The organism is Aeromonas crassostreae (assembly GCF_054052445.1).
The window spans coordinates 205,981-224,628 of the sequence record NZ_JBSTYM010000003.1 but is presented as its reverse complement, the minus strand read 5'-3'; the positions used below and the strand labels follow the sequence as shown (position 1 = coordinate 224,628).

General features: G+C 65.9%; 8 protein-coding genes. 4 read left to right on the top strand and 4 right to left on the bottom strand.

Annotated elements, in window-relative coordinates; all coding sequences use genetic code 11:
* The first annotated feature begins 172 nt into the window (after positions 1 to 172).
* The 3 genes from ACW5W4_RS03940 to ACW5W4_RS03930 are packed head-to-tail and all read left to right on the top strand — an operon-like array spanning position 173 to position 3,197.
* Entirely contained in the window at positions 173 to 1,138 is a 966-nt protein-coding gene (locus ACW5W4_RS03940) for a tripartite tricarboxylate transporter substrate binding protein (protein ID WP_427261655.1), read from the top strand.
* A 58-nt stretch (positions 1,139 to 1,196) separates the two neighbouring features.
* Positions 1,197 to 1,658, top strand: a complete 462-nt coding sequence (locus ACW5W4_RS03935; RefSeq protein WP_408797796.1) for a tripartite tricarboxylate transporter TctB family protein — start codon at positions 1,197 to 1,199, stop codon at positions 1,656 to 1,658.
* Positions 1,659 to 1,667: 9 nt separating this feature from the next.
* On the top strand, positions 1,668 to 3,197 hold the full coding sequence (locus ACW5W4_RS03930) for a tripartite tricarboxylate transporter permease (RefSeq protein ID WP_456688488.1): 1,530 nt from the start codon (positions 1,668 to 1,670) through the stop codon (positions 3,195 to 3,197).
* A 123-nt stretch (positions 3,198 to 3,320) separates the two neighbouring features.
* Here ACW5W4_RS03930 and ACW5W4_RS03925 read toward each other — a convergent pair whose 3' ends face one another.
* The 3 genes from ACW5W4_RS03925 to ACW5W4_RS03915 are packed head-to-tail and all read right to left on the bottom strand — an operon-like array spanning position 3,321 to position 6,840.
* The gene (locus ACW5W4_RS03925) at positions 3,321 to 3,986 is read right to left on the bottom strand and encodes a response regulator (protein WP_427261653.1); all 666 of its coding nucleotides are present in this window, start codon (positions 3,984 to 3,986) and stop codon (positions 3,321 to 3,323) included.
* A complete protein-coding gene (locus ACW5W4_RS03920) occupies positions 3,987 to 5,573 on the bottom strand; it encodes an ATP-binding protein (RefSeq protein WP_456688487.1) in 1,587 nt (528 codons plus the stop codon).
* A 46-nt stretch (positions 5,574 to 5,619) separates the two neighbouring features.
* Positions 5,620 to 6,840 (bottom strand): ROK family protein, encoded by a 1,221-nt coding sequence (locus ACW5W4_RS03915; protein WP_408797789.1) that lies wholly within the window; start codon positions 6,838 to 6,840, stop codon positions 5,620 to 5,622.
* A gap of 173 nt (positions 6,841 to 7,013) precedes the next feature.
* On the opposite strand from ACW5W4_RS03915, the gene ACW5W4_RS03910 reads away from it, so the two are divergent.
* On the top strand, positions 7,014 to 7,478 hold the full coding sequence (locus ACW5W4_RS03910; protein WP_427261651.1) for a YchJ family protein: 465 nt from the start codon (positions 7,014 to 7,016) through the stop codon (positions 7,476 to 7,478).
* A 51-nt stretch (positions 7,479 to 7,529) separates the two neighbouring features.
* Here the strand turns inward: ACW5W4_RS03910 and ACW5W4_RS03905 are convergent, their stop codons facing one another.
* Positions 7,530 to 18,638: a retention module-containing protein gene (locus tag ACW5W4_RS03905; RefSeq protein WP_456688486.1), complete on the bottom strand. Its 11,109-nt coding sequence runs from the start codon at positions 18,636 to 18,638 to the stop codon at positions 7,530 to 7,532.
* Positions 18,639 to 18,648 lie beyond the last annotated feature (10 nt).

Genomic DNA, 18,648 nt, shown 5'->3' with positions numbered 1-18,648 from the left:
ACCGATAGGGCGCTCGCCCCTTCACCTCCCTCGTTGCACGGCGCCCCCGGGGAAAAGCCGCGAACAGAATGAACACAATGGCCACAACAGCCTAAATAACCATTTCGGTCACAATCTTTTCCGGGTGGCCACCTCGCATTAACCTTCCCGCAACAATCACGAGGAGAGCACCATGTTGCAAGGAACCTTCAAGCGCACCCTGATCGGTAGCCTGCTCGCACTGAGCTTCGGCGCCCACGCCCAGATCGACGACGTTCACTTCCTGATCCCCGGCGGCGCCGGCGGCGGCTGGGATACCACGGCCCGCGGCACAGGTGAAGTGCTGGCCAAGTCCGGTCTGGTCCAGACCGTTTCCTACCAGAACATGTCCGCCGGTGGCGGCGCCAAGGCCATCGCCCACCTCATCGAGACCTCGGCCCAGTCCGACAAGACCCTGATGGTCAACTCCACCCCCATCATCGTCAAATCCCTCTCCAAGGAGCTGCCCCAGTCCTTCCGGGATCTCACCCCGGTCGCCGCCATCATCGCCGATTACCAGGCCCTGGCGGTGAAGGCAGACTCCCCCTATCAGAACTGGGCCCAACTGCTGGCCGCCTATGAGGAGAACCCCGCCAAGGTGAAGATCGCCGGGGGCTCCGCCCGTGGCAGCCTGGATCACCTGGTCGCCGCCCTGACCTTCAAGAATGCCGGCGCCGACGCCAGCAAGCTGCGCTACGTCGCCTACGATGCCGGCGGCAGCGCCATGGCCGCCGTGCTGGCCGGGGAGACCCAGGCCATCTCCACCGGTTTTGGCGAGGCGATGGAAGCGGTCAAGTCCGGCCAGATGCGGATCCTCGGGGTCACCTCCGACCAGCGCCTGCCGGGGGCGGATCAGGTCCCCACCTTCAGCGAGCAGAACAACCCCACCGTCTTCGCCAACTGGCGCGGCTACTTCGCCTCCCCCACCATCAGCCCGGAGAAATCCGCCGAGTTTGCCGCCCTGCTCAAGCAGATGTACGACAAACCGGAGTGGGAAGTGGTCCGCAGCCGCAACAGCTGGACCAACCTCTACAAGTCGGGTCCCGAGTTCACCGCCTTCCTCGACGGCCAGGAGCAGCAGATCGGCGGACTGATGCGCGAGCTCGGCTTCATCAAGTAACCCAGGTTGTCACATAACAGGCGGGCACTGGCCCGCCGTCCATGTTGGAGAGACAGACATGAACATCACCAAGGAGCGACTGGGAGGCCTGCTGTTTTTGCTGCTCTCCCTCGCCTATGGCTACTACGCCACCGAGATCCCGGGCTACCCCGGCGACGAGTATGAACCCTTCACCGCCAGCACCCTGCCCTATGCCCTGGCCGGGCTCGGGGTGCTGCTCTCCCTGCTGCTGGTGATCTTTCCGGGGGGCCAGCCCCTGCGCCGGGAAGAGGGAGACTGGCGCCGGGTCTTCATCCTGCTCGGACTCATGGTGGTCTATGGCCTGGGGCTGACCTGGTTTGGCTTCGTACTCTCCACCATCGCCTTCCTGACCCTGGGCATACGGGTACTGGGTGAGCCCAGCCTGCGCTACGGCCTGATGATCAGCGTCCCCTTCTCCCTCGGTTTCTGGGCCCTGCTCACCAAGGGGCTCAACGTCTATCTGGAGCCGGGTCGTCTGTTCACCCTGCTCGGGTTTTAAGGAGTCACCATGTTAGACGGAATCTTGCAAGGACTCGGCACCGCGCTGCTGCCGGTCAACCTGATGATGGTGGTGCTGGGCTGCTTCGTCGGCACCTTTATCGGCATGTTGCCGGGCCTGGGCCCGGTCACCGCCATCGCCCTGATGATCCCCATCACCTATGGCCTGGATCCCTCCTCCGGCATCATACTGATGGCGGGGGTCTATTACGGCGCCATCTTCGGCGGATCCACCTCCTCCATCCTGATCAACGCCCCCGGCTGCTCGGCCACCGTGGTAACCGCCTTCGACGGCTACCCCCTGGCACGCAAGGGTCAGGCGGGCAAGGCGCTGGCCATCGCCGCCTACGCCTCCTTCACCGGCGGCACCCTCTCCGCCATCATGCTGATGGTGGCGGCCCCCCTGCTGGCCAAGGTCTCCCTCTCCTTCCAGTCGGCGGACTACTTCGCCCTCATGGTGCTGGGGCTCTCCGCCGTGGCGGCCTTTGCCGGCAAGGGTCAGGTGCTCAAGGCACTGATCATGGCGCTGTTTGGCATCATGATCTCCACCATCGGCATCGACCGCAGCGTCGGGGTGGACCGCTTCACCTTCGGCCTGCCGGATCTGCGGGACGGCTTCTCCTTCCTGCTGCTGGCCATGGCCACCTTCGCCCTGGCGGAGATCCTGATGGCGGTGCTGCGCCCGGGCAAGGACAACAGCGAGGAGGAGGCCAAACAGATGCAGCAGCTCGGCAGCCTCAAGCTGAGCCGCGAGGAGGTGCGCGAGATTGCCCCGCCCATCGCCCGCTCCTCCGTGCTGGGCTTTCTCATCGGCGTGCTGCCGGGGGCCGGCGCCACCATCGCCGCCTTCATGGCCTATGGCGCCGAGCGCAACATCGCAGGCAAAAAACATCAGGATCAGTTTGGCAAGGGCAGCCTGCGCGGCCTGGCGGCGCCGGAAGCGGCCAACAACGCCGCCTCCACCGGCTCCTTCGTGCCCCTGCTTACCCTGGGGATCCCGGGCTCCGGCACCACGGCCCTGATCCTGGGCGCCCTGGTGGCCTACGGCATCCAGCCGGGCCCGCGCCTGTTCATGGAGCATCCGGAGGTGTTCTGGTCGGTGATCATCTCCATGTATCTGGGCAACGTGGTGCTGCTGGTGCTCAACCTGCCCCTCATCCCCTACCTGGCCAAGGTACTGGCGGTGCCGCGCCCCGTGCTCATCCCCATGGTGCTGCTCTTCTCCCTGACCGGGGTCTATCTGGTGTCGTTCAACACCATGGATATCCATGTGATGGTCATCGTTGCGCTGATCGCCATCGGCCTGCGCCTGCTCACCTTCCCCATGGCCCCCATGCTGCTCGGCTTCATCCTGGGGGGCATGCTGGAGGACAACCTGCGCCGCGCCCTGGTGATCAACGACGGCAGCCTGAGCTTCCTGTGGGAGCGCCCCATCACCCTGGCCTTCACCGCCATCACGGTCACCATGCTGCTGATCCCGCTCTGGCAGTGGTGGCAGACTCGCAAGGAGCCCAAGGGCACCCCGGTCACGGATCACTGAGTCCATGACACTCTGCCGCCCTGTACCCTCCCCATAACGCGCAGAGACCCTGATGAGTGACACACCGTCATGTACGAAAAGAGCGCCGCGAGGCGCTCTTTGTTTGGTTGGCTGACACCGGGTTCAGCGGCGGCGATAGCGCCGCTCCGGCCGCCCGACCGTGCCATATTCGAGCTCGGGGAACGCCAGCTGCTGACCCACCAGAAACTCCAGGTAGCGGCGCGCCGTGGTGCGGCTCACCCCCACCCTGGCGCCGATCTCCTCGGCGCTCGCCCCCTGGCCCGCCAGGGCGCTCAGGACCCGCTCCAGGGTGAGGGCATCGATGCCCTTGGGCAGGGTCAGGGGCTGGCTGCCAGCGGCGCCGGCACCCAACAGGGCGTCCACGTCCTGCTGGCTGATGTCCGCCAGGCTGGCCAGGGCCAGCCGGCTCTGCTGATACTTCTCCAGGGTGCCCTTGAGGCGCTCGAACACCACGGGTTTCAAGATGAAATCCACCACCCCGAGGCGCATCGCCTCTTGCAGGGTGGCGGCTTCCCGCGCCGCCGTGAGCAAGATGACATCCACCTCGGCCCCCTCCTGGCGCAGCTGCTTGAGCAGCCCCAGCCCCTCGCCGTCCGGCAGCCAGACGTCGAGCAGCACCAGATCGGGTCTGAGCACGGCGATCTGCTCGCGGGCATCACTTAAGGTGAGGGCCAGGCCGCACAGGACGAAGCCCGGCAGCCGCTCGACGAAGCGGCGGTGGATCTCGGCGATGGCCGGATCGTCCTCCACTATCAATACCTTGATCATTCACGCGTCCTTGGGAATGTAACAGACAAAACAGCTGCCCCGCTCGGTGGCCTCGATGTGGATCTGCCCCTTGAGGGCATCCAGGGTCTTGCGCACCAGGGAGAGCCCGATGCCGTGGCCGGGCTCCGCCTTGCAGCTGACCCCGGGCTCGAACAATCGATCCGCCAGCACCGGATCGACGCCGCCGGCGCCATCTTCCACCTCCAGGATCACATCCTGCCCCAGATCGGTCAGGGAGACCCGCACCGGGGCATAGGGGGCGCCGTGGCGGCGGGTCGCCTCGAAGGCGTTGTCGATGAGGTTGCCAAGCAGGGTCACCAACTGGGATCCCGAGACCCGGGCGGGAATGTCGTGCAGCCGCGAGCCCGGCTCGACCATGAGCTCCAGCCCCAGCTCGTGGGCCCTGTGGTACTTGCCGAGCAGCAGGGCCGCCACCTTGGGCTTGGCGATCGCCTCCATCAGGAAGGCCAGCAGGGTCTGCTCCGTCTCCGCCTCCCGGCCGATGAAGGCGAGCGCCTCCTCATGGGCCCCCAGCTCGATCAGCCCGGCGATGGTGCCGAGCTGGTTGTTGTGTTCATGGGTCTGCACCCGCAGCAGATCGCTGTAGGCCTGCACCTGGCTGAGCTGGGCGGTCAGCTCGGCCAGTTCGTCCTTGCGCCGAAAACTCGAGACGGCGCCGATCAGCTCGCCGCCCCGCACCAGGGGCAGGCGGTTGACGATCAACTGCTGCCCGTTGAGCCAGATCTCCTCGTCATATTGCGGGGTGGGATCGTCGATGAGCGAGAGCATCCGGGTCTCGGGCAGCAGTTCGTTGATGGGGCGGCCGATGGCCCGCCTGGCCTGCTCCTCCTCGAGGCGCAGCAACTTGACGCCGTTGGGGTTGAGGGAGGTGAGCCGCCCCTCGCCATCTATGGTGAGGATCCCTTCGCGCACCGTGCGCAGGGTGCAGTCGAGCTCGGCGTAGAGGCGCCCTATCTGCTCGGGTTCGAAGCCGAAAATCGCCTTCTTGTAGCGCCGCGCCAGCCAGCCCGCCGCCAGGCTGTTGAGCAGCACGATGAGCAGGGTGATGAAGAGGCCAAAGCGCAGGAAGCCCCGCAAGTCCGCATCTATGTCCCGCACCAGGTAGCCGACCGACACCACGCCGATGATCTGGCCCAGCTCGTCCCGGATCGGGGTCTTGCCGCGCACCGAGACCCCGAGGGAGCCCTGGGCGTGGGAGACATAGGACTCCCCATGCACCAGGGCCCGGGTCGGATCGTCCCCCACCATGGGCTGGCCGATGCGATCGGCCCTGGGGTGGACCAGCCGCAGGGCATTGCTGTCGCCGATGACGATGAAGCTGGCCCCCACATCGGCGCGGATCCGCTCCACCAGGGGATTGAGGCGCGCCGTGTCGGCCCGGCGCACCTGGGCCACCACGGCCGGATCCCGGGCCACCAGCTGGGCCACGTCCAGGGCCTGATCCCCTATCTCCCGGTAGCGCTGCTCCGAGACATAGTAATAGCTGGCGGTGCTGAGCAGGATGAGTTGCAACAGGCTGATAAAACACAAGATGAGAAGGAAGCGTCCCTGCAGTCCCAGTGTCATCGATCCCCTCCCGCCCCCTGGCCGCAGGGGATGGTCCCGCCGCCCCTCATGACTCGCCGCTCCCGCCGCGAAGCAGCTCCAGCAGCAGGCTGCCGTCGCGCAGGGCCTTGTGCACCTGCACCGAGGTGGGCTTGGTGGGATCTTCGTAGAAATGGGTGGACTCTATCTGCAGGCGCACCAGGTAATCGGCGGGCAGCTGGCTCGCCAGGGCCTGATGCAGCATGGGGAACAGCAGGCGATCGGCCCGGGTGATCTCGCCCCCCAGCAGCAGCTTGCCGGGATTGAGCAGGCAGATGAGGTTGGCCAGCACCCGGGCCAGACGCCCCGCCGCCTGGTGCAAGATGTCCTGACACAGGTTGTTGCCCGCCAGGGCCAGCTCGCACAGCTCGCGGATGGTGACGCTCTCGGGCAGATCGGATGCCGTGTCCGCCATGCGTTCGCGCAGCTCGCGATACTGGGCCTCCAGCGCCTGATTGGTCACCAGGGTGCAGGCGCAGCCAAAGCCGCCGCAGTAACAGCGTTGGCCATAGGGTTCGAGCTGCAGATGGCTGAGATCCCCGAGCATGGCGGACTCGCTCTCCATCAGCTGGCCATTGACCACCATGCCCACCCCTATGTCGTTGTGGACGAACACCAGCACCGCATCGGCGCAGTTCCTGGCGGCGCCCCATTCGCGCTCGGCCTGGATCCAGGTGCGCACGTCGCCGCTCACCAGCACGGGCACGGAGAAGGCCTGCTCCAGGGTCGGCCCGAGGGGCCAGTTGCGCAGATCATAGTAGGGGAAGTGGCGCACCATGCCGGAGTGACGCTCCACCTGGCCGGGCAGGCAGAGGGCGATGCAGGCCAGGCGCAGGGCCCGCTTGGGCAAGAAGGCCTCGATGGCCTGGATCAGGCTGGGCAGCAGGTCGCCGCGCTCCCCGTCGCTGAACTGATGGCGATGGCGGGCCAGGGAGCGCCCCGCCAAGTCGAACAAGGCCATGTCCACATAGCCCCGCCCCAGGCGCATGGAGAGAAACTGGAAGCGGCGCTCGTTGATGCGCAGCAGGATCTGGCGCCGACCGCGGCCGACCGAGCTCTCGCCGCAGGGCACCACCAGGCCGCCATCGAGCAGCTCCCGGGTGATCTTGGTGATGCTGGCGGGGGAGAGTCCGGTCAGGCGGGAGAGATCGGTGCGGGACAGCTCCTTGTGCTCCTCCAGACTGGCGTAGACCAGGCCGTAGTTGAGCTGACGGATCAAATCGATACTGCCTTTGACGATCTCATTCATAGGGTGTGTTAACGAAGCGGGCGAAAGATGGCTAATGTTCCCATATTCTCGGCCAATCCCCAAATCGCGCCACCAAGTTCTAGGCCCCGATCACTTAACCGGCCGCGGCGCTGGTCTGCGGCCCCCCGCTCTGGCTACAATTGCGCTCCCATGATCCACAGACGACAGATGCCATGACCCCTTGCCCCTGCACCTCCGCCCTCCCCTATGCCAGCTGCTGCGCCCCCTTCCATCAGGGCAAGGCGGCCCCCAGCGCCCGCCAGCTGATGCGCTCGCGCTACAGCGCCTTCGTGCTGGGACTGGGGGAATACCTGGTGCAGAGCTGGCACCCGGATTATCTCGGCAGTCTCACGGCGGCCGAGCTGGCCGACCAGCAGACCCGCTGGACCGGGCTCGAGATCCTGGCCAGCCAGGGGGGCGAGGCGAGCGATGAGGAGGGCGAGGTGGAGTTCAAGGCCTGGTTTGTCCTGCAGGGGCAGCGCCACTGCCTGCACGAGCGATCCCGCTTCGTGCGCCTGGCGGGGCGCTGGGTCTACACCGACGGGGTGCAGTTTGCGGTCGATCCCCTGCCGCTGCCCGGGCGCAATGATCCCTGCCTGTGCGGCAGTGGCAAGAAGTTCAAGAAGTGCTGCGGGTGAGACGCTGACGCGCCAATCATGACAAGGCCGCCCGAGGGCGGCCTTGTTGCATCAGGGGTGGTGGATGATGAGGTGCTGACTGTCGATGAGGGAGGTCAGGATCTCGCTCTGACTGCCCCCGCCGAGATCGAGGCTGGAGAGATCCACGTCTCTCAACGCGATGGACTGGGTCACCTGACCGCTGCCATCGGGAGAGATGTCCAGCCGCAGATCGCTGGCGCCATCGCTGCCCGCCGTCACCGACACCTGGACATGGGCGAGCAAGTCACTGACGCTGCCAGCGCCGCTCCCCTTGAGCATGTCGCTGAGATCCAGCCTGTCTCCCTGCGCCAGGTTGAAGTCGGTGATGGTGTCCAGGGCCGGCTGGCTGGCCGTGCCCGCATCCGGCAACTGCCAGACGAAGGTGTCGCTGCCCAGCCCACCGGTGAGGATGTCACTGCCGGCGCCGCCATAGAGGATGTCGTCCCCCTGACTGCCCACCAGGTGATCATCGCCGCCGCTGCCATGGAGCTCGTTGCCCACCACCGTGTGCACGGCCAGGGTGTCCGGGAGCGAGCGGATGACGCTGCCGCCCGAACTGGACTCGGCCTGCAGGGCAATGCTGTGATCCCCAACCCCCAGCCCGTCCAAGAAGAGGGGCAGATTGCTGTCCCCGGGCAGCAGCCAGTCGCCGTTGCCCAGATCTTGCCCCACGGTATGGCCATCCTGATCCAGCACCTGGGCACCGCCCAGGCCACTGAGCCGTATGCTGAGCTCACCGGGCTCGGGATTGGCTACCCAGGCACTCAGGCTGAGGGGCACCCAGCCCCCCGCCAGGGCGGTGACGTCATGGCTGTCCAGGGTCAGGGTGGGCTGATCGGCCTGGGCCGCGATCGCGATGCCCACCTGGCCGCTCGCCTCCAGGGCGCCGCCCGCCCCCGTGTTGCCGAGATCCGAGACCACCAGGCTGAGGTTGTCGTCTCCCCAGTAGTCGGGACTTGGCTGATAGTGCACCTCGCCGGCCAGGAAGGCGTTGAGGGCATCCTGGGAGCCCGTCAGGGTCAGGCTGTTGCTGTTGTTGCCGAGCACACTCACCCCGGCGCCAGCGGCGGCCACCAGCAGGCCGTGTTCGACCCTGAGGGTGACTTGCACCGGCGCCGTGCCCGCATCCAGATCCTTGACGCTGATGCCGCCAAGGATGAGCTCCCCATCCTCATCCACCGAGAGGCCGCCCGCAGGCAGGGTCAGCTCGGGGGCGTCGTTGACCGGCTCGACCAGGATGGGCAGCAGGTCGGTGTCGCTCAGGGCACCACCGCTGCCGGTGTTGCCAAGGTCATTGGTCACCATGGTCAGGGCATCCTGGCCATTGAAGTCCTGCTCACCCTGATAGGTCACGCCGCCTGCGAGCAGAGCATTGATGGCATCCTGGGAGCCGCTCAGCACCAGGGTGTTGCTGCCGCTGCCGCTCACCGTCACGCCGCTGCCCGCCGCCAGTTCCAGGGTGCCGTGCAGCACGGAGAGGGTCACCGAGAGAGGGCTGTCGCCCGCATCCACATCGCTCACCTGCAGCCCGTGAATGGCGAAGGGCTGATCTTCCTGCGCCACCTGGGGCGTGGTCGGCAGCTGGTTGACGGGAGCATCGTTGACCGGCTCGACCAGGATGGGCAGCACATCGGTGTCACTCAGGGCGCCGCCGCTGCCGGTGTTGCCCCTATCGTCCGTCACCATGGTCAAGGCGTCATTGCCGTGGAAGTCCGGATCCCCCTGATAGGTGACCCCGCCCGCGAGCAGGGCATTGAGATCCGCCAGAGTGCCGGTCAGCACCACATCGCCGGTGCCATTGCCGGTCAGGGTCACGCCGCTCCCTGCCGGCAGGGTCAGGGTGCCGTGCTCCACCGACAGGCGTACCTCCATGATGCCGCTGCCCGCATCCACGTCCTTGACCTGCAAACCCTGGATGACGAGGGGCTCGTCCTCCTGGGCCACCTGGAGATCCCCAGGCAGCACGTTGATGGGGGCATCGTTGACCGGGCTCACATCGAGATGGATGGTGCCGTTCACTTCGGGGCCGAGGGCGCCGTTGTCCAGGCTCTGGGCCGTCACCTTGATCTCCATGGCGCCGTTGGCGTCGTTGGTCACCAGCTCCACCCCGTCGAGCTTGCCGCCCGCCGTGGTCACCTGCCAGACGCCGCCGCCCAGATCCACCACAGTGCCATCGACCCCGTCAGGCAGGCGGATCTCGGCCCCGTCGGGTACCCCTTCCAGGGTGACCCGCACCTGTTCGGGCCCGTTCTCGTGAACGTTGGGGGCGCTGCCGCCGGTGGCCTGGGTGTCTCTGGTCTCCAGCCCCAGGTTGAGGGTGACGACATCTCCCTCGGTGCCGCTCGCCTGGTCCTGGATGTCGGCGATGATGGTATCCCCCACCGGATTGACGGTGACGGTGAAGCCGCCGCTGGTCTCGAGCGGCAGGGTGAGCCCCTGGTCCAGGGTGAAGGCGCTCAGGGTGAGATCCACTGTGCCGCTAAAATCTGCCGGCGGGATCAGGGTCAGGGTGGAGAAGTCGGTGCCCACAGGCACCTGCCACACCCCGCCGCCGTTGTTCACCGCCGGGGCCGACAGGGTGAAGCCGTCCGGTACCCCTTTTATCTGCAGCGCCACTATCTGCTCGGAGCCATCGTTGTCAATCAGGGTCGCGCCCAGCCCGCCCAGGCTCACGCTGCCATCCTCGTCGCCGCTCACATCCTTCACCGTGAGGTTGGCCGGATCGTTGACCGGCAGCACCTCGAAGCTCGCCTGGCCGCTCCAGCTGCCCCTGTCCGTGCCGGTGGTGGCACTGTCCAGGATGTCGACCCGGATATCCAGGGGCACCTTGCCGCTGAAGTGCTCCTTGGGCACGAACACCAGATCCTTGAGGTCCGCCGGGTCGTTCACCGTGAGGGTGGTGACCGGCTGGCCGTGCTCGTCGAGGAAGTGACCATATTGGGGATCCACGGTCACCACCACCCGCTCCACCGTCTCGAAACCGCCATCGGCCACCGAGGGGCTGATGTCCGCGAGTTTGACCGAGAGATCGAGATGAATGTCGGTGTCTTCCAGGTTGCCCGGCTGACCGTTCTCCTCCTTCACCTGCAGCGTCAGCTCTGGCTGGCCGTCACGACCGCCGTTGATGTCCACCTCCGGGGTGATGGAGAGGGTGACCTCTTTTTCCACCGTCTTGGTGTCGCCACTCACTGTGTCGGTGTTGACCAGGCGCACATTGAAGTGCAGGCCGTCGCCAGCGTAATCCTCCGGCAGGGTCAGGGTCAGCCGGTCGAGGTCATCGAGGCCGCCCGGCAGCTTGATGAGGTACTCGCCGTTGACGAAGTCATAGGTGAGCCCCTGCACGTTGACGCCGGGGGGCAGACCTGTGAGGACGATGCTGAGCTCGTCGTCGCCGATGTCCGCCGTGCCCAGGGTCACCATGTCCTTGAGCTGGCTGCCGAAGTTGACGCCATGGTCCTCCACCCCTGTGATGGGGGCGCTGTTGTCGAAATCGACGTCGGCCGCGATCTGGCCCGAACTGGTCGAGTCATGGAAGTCGGCGCTGACGGTGATCTCCCGATAGACCGGGGCGCTCACGTCCCCCTCGTTGTTGTCGCCAAGGTCGATCACCCTGGCGCTGACCTTGAAGGTGACGGTGCCCGTGTAGTCATCGGGCGAGCGCAGGGCATAGCTGCCGAGGGCGTCGCGGGGCACAGTCCAGTTGCCCTGGCCGTCGTTGATGCCGCCCACGACCACGAAGCCGGGGGGCAGATCGCTGATCACCAGGTAGTCGATGACCTCATCGCTGCTGGGGTCCAGATCCTCGAACGCGAATACCCCGCCCAGCGGGATGTCGTGTCCGTCCGGGCTCTCCAGGGCGCCCCCGGTCTGCACCAGGTTGCCATCGGGTTCGACCACGGCCTGGATATCCACATGCAGGGTGCCCTCGATCACCTTCTGGGCGGTGGCGCTGGAATCCACATCCACTTGGGTCACAGTGACATGACTCTGGAGGGTGGTGTCCTTGTCACTGTCCTCGGGCCCTTTCACCAACAGCTGGCCGCCGTTTTGCAGGCTCTGCAGCTCGGCGTCGCTCAGGTCCACGGCGCCGCCATTCACATCGAGCCGGGTATCCACACCACCCACCCGGATCCAGATCTCGTAACCGGGCTCGATGCCGGAGAGGCTGAGGTGGGTCACCTGCTCGGCGCCGTCGGTCAAGGTCGGCTGCCAGTCGAGCACGATGAACTGATCCTCCAGACCCTCGCTGGTCTTGGCGTAGTCGGTGGCGTCGATAGCCGGCTCCACCTTGATGGTGAGCGGCACATCGAAGCTCTTGTGATCCCCGTCGTTTTCGGTCACCACCACGTGGCCGACGAGGTGCAGGTCTTCGGTGCTGTTGGGGGGCGGCTGGATCTGCAGGTTGCCCAGGTTCGAGACGTCCACCTGATAGGTCGGCTGGCCCTTGGCGTCCAGCCCGGCGAAGGTGAGGGTCAGCTCCTTGCCGTTGCCATCAAACACCCTGGCCCCTTCCGGCAGTCCTTCCAGCACCAGGTTCAGGCTCTCCGAGTTGTCCAGTGGGGTATCGGTCCACTCCCCTGACTCCAGCTTGAAGTCCAGGGGGGCCCGGCCATCTTCCTCTATGGTGATGCTGTAGCCGTTGCCCTCCTGGGTCCAGTCGGTGGTGTTGAGGTCAAGATGGGGCTCATCCACCACCCCCACCAGATCCACGTGCAGGCCCTGGCTGCCGATCACCTTCTCGTTCACCACAATGTGGGTCTGACCATTGGCATCGGTCAGGGTGGCGCTGTCCTTCACCACCCCTTCAATGGTGAGATCGAAATCGACGTTGCTGTTTTTCGGCGGCTCGAGCCTGAGCTCGCCGATGCGGTCATAGGGCACCTCGTAGTAGCCGTTCCCATCCTGGGCCACCGCTACGCCGCCGAGCCAGAGGGTGGCACCGGCGGGCAGGCCGCTGATGCGCACGAACAGGCTCTCGGAGCCATCCGTGGTGTCTCCCAGATGGGTGAGCACTATCTTGCTGCCCAGATCCAGCAGGGTATCTTCCTTGCCCTGGATCTCGCGCACCGTCAACTTGGCGTCATCCGCCACCGGGTTGACGTTGACAACCACCTCCAGCGGATCGCCGAGGGCGGTCTCCTGCCCGGTCACCACAGGGGTCTTCTCCGTACTCACCGGGGTCAGCACCAGCTTGATGTCACCGCTGTAATCCTTGCCGGGCACCACGGTCACCTTGTTGATGTCGCCACCGGCCACCGTATAGAGGCCGTTCGCCCCCGGGGTGAGCACCTTGCCATTCAGGGTCAGCGTCCCCTCGCCGGACGCCCACTCTATCCGGTAGCTCAGGGTCTCGGAGCCGTCCGTGTCGGTGAGGCCCGCCTTGACGTTGAGGGCGATGCCGCTGCTGTCCTCGTCCGTGCTGTAGTGCTGATGGGTGCTGCCCGCATCCCACAGGGGTTTGTCGGCGATGCCCTGCACAGTGATCTCCAGGTTGCCGGTCAGCACCGGGGGCTTGCTCCCCTCGGTGACGCCTACCTGCAGCTGCACCGGGAAGCGCAGCGGGTTGCCGCCATCGTTGTAGCTCGAATAGTCGTGAGAGGGTACGAAGGTGAGCCCCTGGGTCTGGTAGTGCTCGTTGTCGCTGGTGACCATGGCCTCCGGCGGCACCTGATACCAGGTCTTGCCCCCCTGGGTGACCGTGGTGAGCGCCACCCCGTTGAAGTAGAAGGTGCCATGGGTGTTGGCGGGCGCCTGGATAAGCAGTGTCTCCACATGCTCGCCCCGATCGAAATCCCCCACATCCAGGTTCATGGTGATGGGGATCCCCTGGCCGGGATCGCCGGCCCCCGCGTCCTCGGCGCCGGTGACGGCACTGACGGTCAGCTTGCCCGCCTCGTCCCTGATGGTCAGGGTCAGCACACCGTCGTCGGTATCCCCATCCCCGTCCACCAGCTGGAAGTCTATGGTCTGCACCAGGGTCTTGTTGCTGTGGTCGATCCCGGCCAGGGCGGTGAAGCTGTATTTGCCCTCGGCATTGATCACCAGGGTGCCGATGGGCTGACCCGTGCCGTCAGTCACCGCTATGGTGGTATTGCCGCTGGCGGCGATGGGGTGCTCGGTGCCATTGATGGTCACCGCTCTCACCACCGCATCATCCGCCCCCTCGCTGGCGGTGGCCAGCAGCTCGCCGCTCACCTTGGCCCCCTCGTTGAGGGTCTTGACCGCGTCCACGGCCACGGGCACGTCATCCTCCACGCTCACATGGCCTATCACCTCGGCGCTCAGATCCCCGTCGCTGTCCAGGGCCTGCAGTGGCAGCTGGATATCCAGCAGATCCTTGCCCTGGACGCTGTGATCCAGATTGCCGGTGAGCTCGAAGGTGTAGCGGCCGGAGACATCCAGGGTCAGCGTGAAGATGAGCTTGCCTGCGCTGTCCTTGCCAAGATAGACACCCGGCTGGCTGTCGGCACTCATGGTGACGGGCTTGCCCCCCGAGGTGAGCTGATTGAGGGCGTTGAAACGGGCCACATCCAGTTGCAGGGCGGCCACCCGATCGCTCCCGGCGACGATGGTCACCTGGCCGACGGCTATTTCCCCCGTCCCGGACGGGCTGGTGCCGATGTGCTGGCCGCTGCCGCCATCGAGATCAGACTCCTTGACGGTGACGCTATCGATGGCGCTGATCACGGGATCGGCGGCATCGGTGATCACGGCAGTGGTCTCGCCGGTGATCACGCTGCCGTCGCTGTCGGTCACCTTCACCGGCAGGGTGAGGTCGAGCCTGTCATCCGCGCCGTGATCCAGGTTGGTGTGCACCGTCACCTGGTAATCCAGGGGCTGGCTGCTGTGGGCCGCGATGCTGCCCGGCACGCCCGGCAGGGTGACGCTCAGCACCAGGGTGCCGCTGGCGGTCAGGGCCTGGAAGGAATGGCCGTTGCTGCCCGCCACCTCCTGCCAGGTGAGGGGCTCGCCGTTGTGGGTAATGGGGTTGCCATTGGCATCCACCACCTGGCCAGAGAGGGTCAGGCGCACGTCCACCACGGGATCGGAATCCGCCGTGATGGTCAGGGTGCCGGTGGCGTGCTGATCGTCCGCGGTCTGGTTGCTGGCGGCGCCATCGAAGCTCCCCTCATTCAGGGTCACCCCGGTGAGGCTGAGGGTCGGGTTGGCCCCTTCTGTCACGCTGATGTTGAGAGTGCCCGTGGTGCTATCGTTGTTGCCCGCCCCCTTGTCGCTGTCGATGACGTTGACCTTGAACGGCAGCTCGGTGCTGCCGCCATTGGCCTGATGTACCCCCTCGAACAGGGTCACCTTGTAGTCAAAACCGTTGCTGGCGGCGTTGTCGAGCTTGCCAACCAGTTCCACCTGGAGCACCTCGACCCGCTGGCCGTTGACTTCCACATAGCCCTTGAGGATCTGGTTGCCCGGAATGGCGGCATCCCCGTCCACCAGCTCGTATTTGACACTCTGGCCCAACGCGGTCAGCGCCGGTTGCTCGGCGATGTCGGCAAACGACACCTCGCTCACCCGATCCGAGCCCGCGTCCACGGTGAAGTGGCCGGTGCCGGTCAGGGGGGTCTGGCCGTCGAGATCCCCTTCGTTGAGGCTCACCCCGCTGCCCGCCACAAAGTTCGGCGCATGGCCGTCCTTGATGGTGAGCGGTAAGTCGGTGGAGACCCTGTCCCCATCCTTGTCCGTGAGGGTGACCGCCAACGGCAGCTCAAGGGACTCGCTGCCCTGGTGATCCAGCTCTGCCCCCAGAGTCACCTTGGCGGTGACGCTCCAGTTGCCGTTGCTCTCTACCAAATCCAGCTCGGCCCGCAGCACCTCGCGGCCGTCGCTACTGGTTCCCACCAGATCCCCGTTGGCATCCAGGGTGAAGGTCACCGGGTTGCCGTGGCTGCTGTACTTGCCATCCAGGCTGCCTTGAATGGCCGCGAGATCGAATTTGAGGCTATCGGGCGCCAAGGCATCGGCACCGTGGTTCACGGTGAAGCTCATGGTGCTCACCAGGGCGCCGTCGCCCTGGTTCGCCTCCGTCATCTCGGTGCCGGTCACGGCGCTGATGACCGGATTGGCCCCATCGCCGATGGCCACGGTCAGGGTGGAGGAGACGGTGTCGCCGTCGCTGTCAGTCAGGGTGAAGCCCGCCTTGAGCAGACTGTCGACACTGCCCTGATCCAGCGGTTGGTTGAGGGTGAAGACGTAGTGGCCGGCTTGCCCCGCCTTGTCGAAGGTCAGGGTCAGGGTGAAGACGTTCTGGCCGTTGACGGCGCCGCTGATGCTGTTGCCGCTGATGGTGATGACCACGGGCTGGCCGCCGCTGGTGAGCCCCTGCAGGCCAGGCTGGCTGGCATCGAATGCGATGTTGACCAGGGGGTCGGCCCCGGCGCTGATGGCCAGATCCCCGGTGAGGGTCTGGGTCGCGTTCCAGTCGCTGTCCTCCACCAGGGTGAGGGAGACGGGGTCGACCTGGGGTAGCACGCCGTCGGTGATATGGATATTGAGGGTGCCGAGGTTGCTCTTGTCCCCGTCAAAGTCGCTGCCCACTACTTGCAGCCCCAGGTTGATGCTGTTGGTGCTGACCGGTTGATCCAGCACGCCGTCAAGCGCCACCTGGTACTTGCCATCCAGCCCCAGGGTCACGGTCAGGATGGTCTTGCCGCCCGCATCCAGCAGGGTGATGACATTGCCATTGACCTGATAGTGGGTCGGCTGGCCGCCGCTGGTAAGGCCATTCAGGCCGGGCTGGTTCGCCTCGAAGTTCAGGGAGACCAGGCGATCGCTGCCGACACTCACCGGCAACTGGCCCTCCAGAGTCTGGCCAGAGGCCCCTTCCTGCAAGCTGATGCCGGTATCGATGCCAAGGTGGGGATCCATACCGTCGTCGATGGAGACAACCAGATCGGCGCGGGTCTCGTCACCGTCTATCTCCTTGGCGGAGACGGTGAGCCCGAGGGAGAGCTGGTCGCTGCCCTGATGATCCAGGGGCCCGACCAGGGAGACGGTGACCTTGCCATCGATATCGCTGCCATGTTGGCTGGCGGTCAGCTCGGCCTTGAGCACCTCGACCCGGTTGCCGTTGCCATCCAGGTAGTAACCGGTCAGCAGGCGATCGCCGCTGAATTCGAAAGTCAGCACATGACCGTCGCTGCTGATGCCGCTGCCGTTGAGGCGAGCCAGGGTATTGGCCTGATCGGCGAAGGCGACGGAGTCCGCCAGCAGGGGATCGGCCTGGTGGCCCACCACGAACTGGCTCTGTCCCACCACGGCCGCCGCATTGGTGAAATCATCCTCGGTGAGGCCGATGGGGGCTATGGTGAAGTCCGGCGGTGTGCTGTCCACCAGGTTGACGGTGAGATTGGCACTCACCCGATCCCCGTCGCTGTCGCGATACTCCAGGGCAAAGGGCAGGCTCAGGCTATCCTGGCCGTGATCCAGGCTCTGGTGCCAGACGATGCGATAGCTGCCGTCGTTGGCCAGGGTCAGGGTGAAGACGGTCACGCCCCCCGCGCTGGCGGTGAGGGTCTGGCCGCTTGTTTGATAGCTGAGGGCAGCGCCATGGCTGGTCAGGCCAAGCTGCTCGAGGGCGCTCTGATCGGCGGCGAAGCTCACCTGCAGGTTGCCATCCATGCCGGCTCCTGTGTGCAGGGATCCGCTGGTGCTCACCGGCCCCTTGGCCAGATCCGCCTCGGACAGGGTCAGGGTATCGCTCTGGCCGATGAGGGGAGCCCCGTCGATCACCCGGTTGCCCGCCAGATCCGTCACCTCGGCGCGCACCTCATAGGGACCCTGGATGCCGGAGAGATCCAGGCCCCCCAGCTGCCAGCGGCCATCACTGCCCACCAGGGCGCTGCCGCTGTAGAGGGTCTGGCCGTTCTGGCCGATGAGGCTGATGGTGACGCTCTGCCCCGCCTCCACGTCCGTGGTGCTGCCGCTCAGGGTGACATTGTCATGGCCGAGGATGCTGTCGGTATCGAGGTCGTCGATGTCGATACCGGCGCGGGTATCCACCGTCACCGTCAAGGTGTCGCTGGCCCGGTTGCCCGCGATGTCCACCGCATCGACGCGAAAATCATGGTCGCCCTCGGCCAGGGTATCGGGGATGGGATACTGCCAGTTGCCGTTGCCATCCACGGTGAGCACGGCCATCACCCTGCCTTCCAGGGTCAGGGTGACGGTGGCGCCGGGCTCCCCCTTGCCTTGCAGCAGCGGCGTGGTGTCCCGGGTCAGATCATCGGTCTGGCTGGCGCCTGTGTCGCTCTCATCGGCCAAGTCGAGCGTGATGGTGGTGATGGTGTCAAGCAGGGTCTGGCCGGTGTCGACCGCCTCGTTGCCGAAGCGATCGACGGTATGGGCATGAATGATGAGGGGGCCATCCACCAGCTTGCCGGTGACGTCGCCAAAATCGGCGGCCCACTGGTTGCCGGGCAGCACCACTGTGGTCATTGTGAGGCGGTTGCCATCCTGATCAATCAGGGTGACGGTGACGGGCTGCCCCTCCTCCACGTCCGAGACCTCGCCCCGGATGATGAGGTTCATCACCTCGTCGGCGTTGATGATGTTGTCGCTGGTCTGGGGCTCGAAGATGGTGATGGCGGCATAGGCATCCACGTACTCGCCATCGTAGCGATCACGCACCTCCTGGCGAGCGCCCTGGTGATCGGTGTCGAAACCGGCCTCGGCCAGGGTGGCGTCATTGGTCCGGTCGACCACGATGAAACCGGCGGCACTGGAGCCCGCGCCCACCACGCCGCCCCCCGCGGTGTCCCCGGGACCGGCGGCGGTGTCGGCGAAGACGGCCGTGGGGTCAACCCCGGCGCGGATGGCCTGTTGCAACGCCTCCAGATCGACATGGGTGGGCGCCTTGTCCGGCTCGCCATTGAGGGTCAGGGTGTGGGCGCTGCTGACCCAGTTGCCCTCTTCATCGACGCAAGTGGCACAATTGGGGCCCACCTGCAGCGCCTGGCCATCACTGCCCAGCCAGGCCTGACCGTGGCGCCCGGTCAGCATCACCTGACCGGGAGCGATCTGCCCCTCGGGCGGCATCCGGGAGAGAGCCCCGGCCTGGTCGATAATGAACACCTCTCCTTGCACCTGCTTGACCTGAGTCGGAGTATCCATTCGATTATCTTCCATACTGCCCCCT

Excerpts from the sequence above, each read along its gene's own strand:
- ACW5W4_RS03930 (WP_456688488.1), top strand. The coding sequence starts at position 1,668 with ATGTTAGACGGAATCTTGCAAGGACTCGGCACCGCGCTGCTGCCGGTC.
- ACW5W4_RS03935 (WP_408797796.1), top strand. The coding sequence starts at position 1,197 with ATGAACATCACCAAGGAGCGACTGGGAGGCCTGCTGTTTTTGCTGCTC.
- ACW5W4_RS03925 (WP_427261653.1), bottom strand. The coding sequence starts at position 3,986 with ATGATCAAGGTATTGATAGTGGAGGACGATCCGGCCATCGCCGAGATC.
- ACW5W4_RS03905 (WP_456688486.1), bottom strand. The coding sequence starts at position 18,638 with ATGGAAGATAATCGAATGGATACTCCGACTCAGGTCAAGCAGGTGCAA.
- ACW5W4_RS03915 (WP_408797789.1), bottom strand. The coding sequence starts at position 6,840 with ATGAATGAGATCGTCAAAGGCAGTATCGATTTGATCCGTCAGCTCAAC.
- ACW5W4_RS03910 (WP_427261651.1), top strand. The coding sequence starts at position 7,014 with ATGACCCCTTGCCCCTGCACCTCCGCCCTCCCCTATGCCAGCTGCTGC.
- ACW5W4_RS03920 (WP_456688487.1), bottom strand. The coding sequence starts at position 5,573 with ATGACACTGGGACTGCAGGGACGCTTCCTTCTCATCTTGTGTTTTATC.
- ACW5W4_RS03940 (WP_427261655.1), top strand. The coding sequence starts at position 173 with ATGTTGCAAGGAACCTTCAAGCGCACCCTGATCGGTAGCCTGCTCGCA.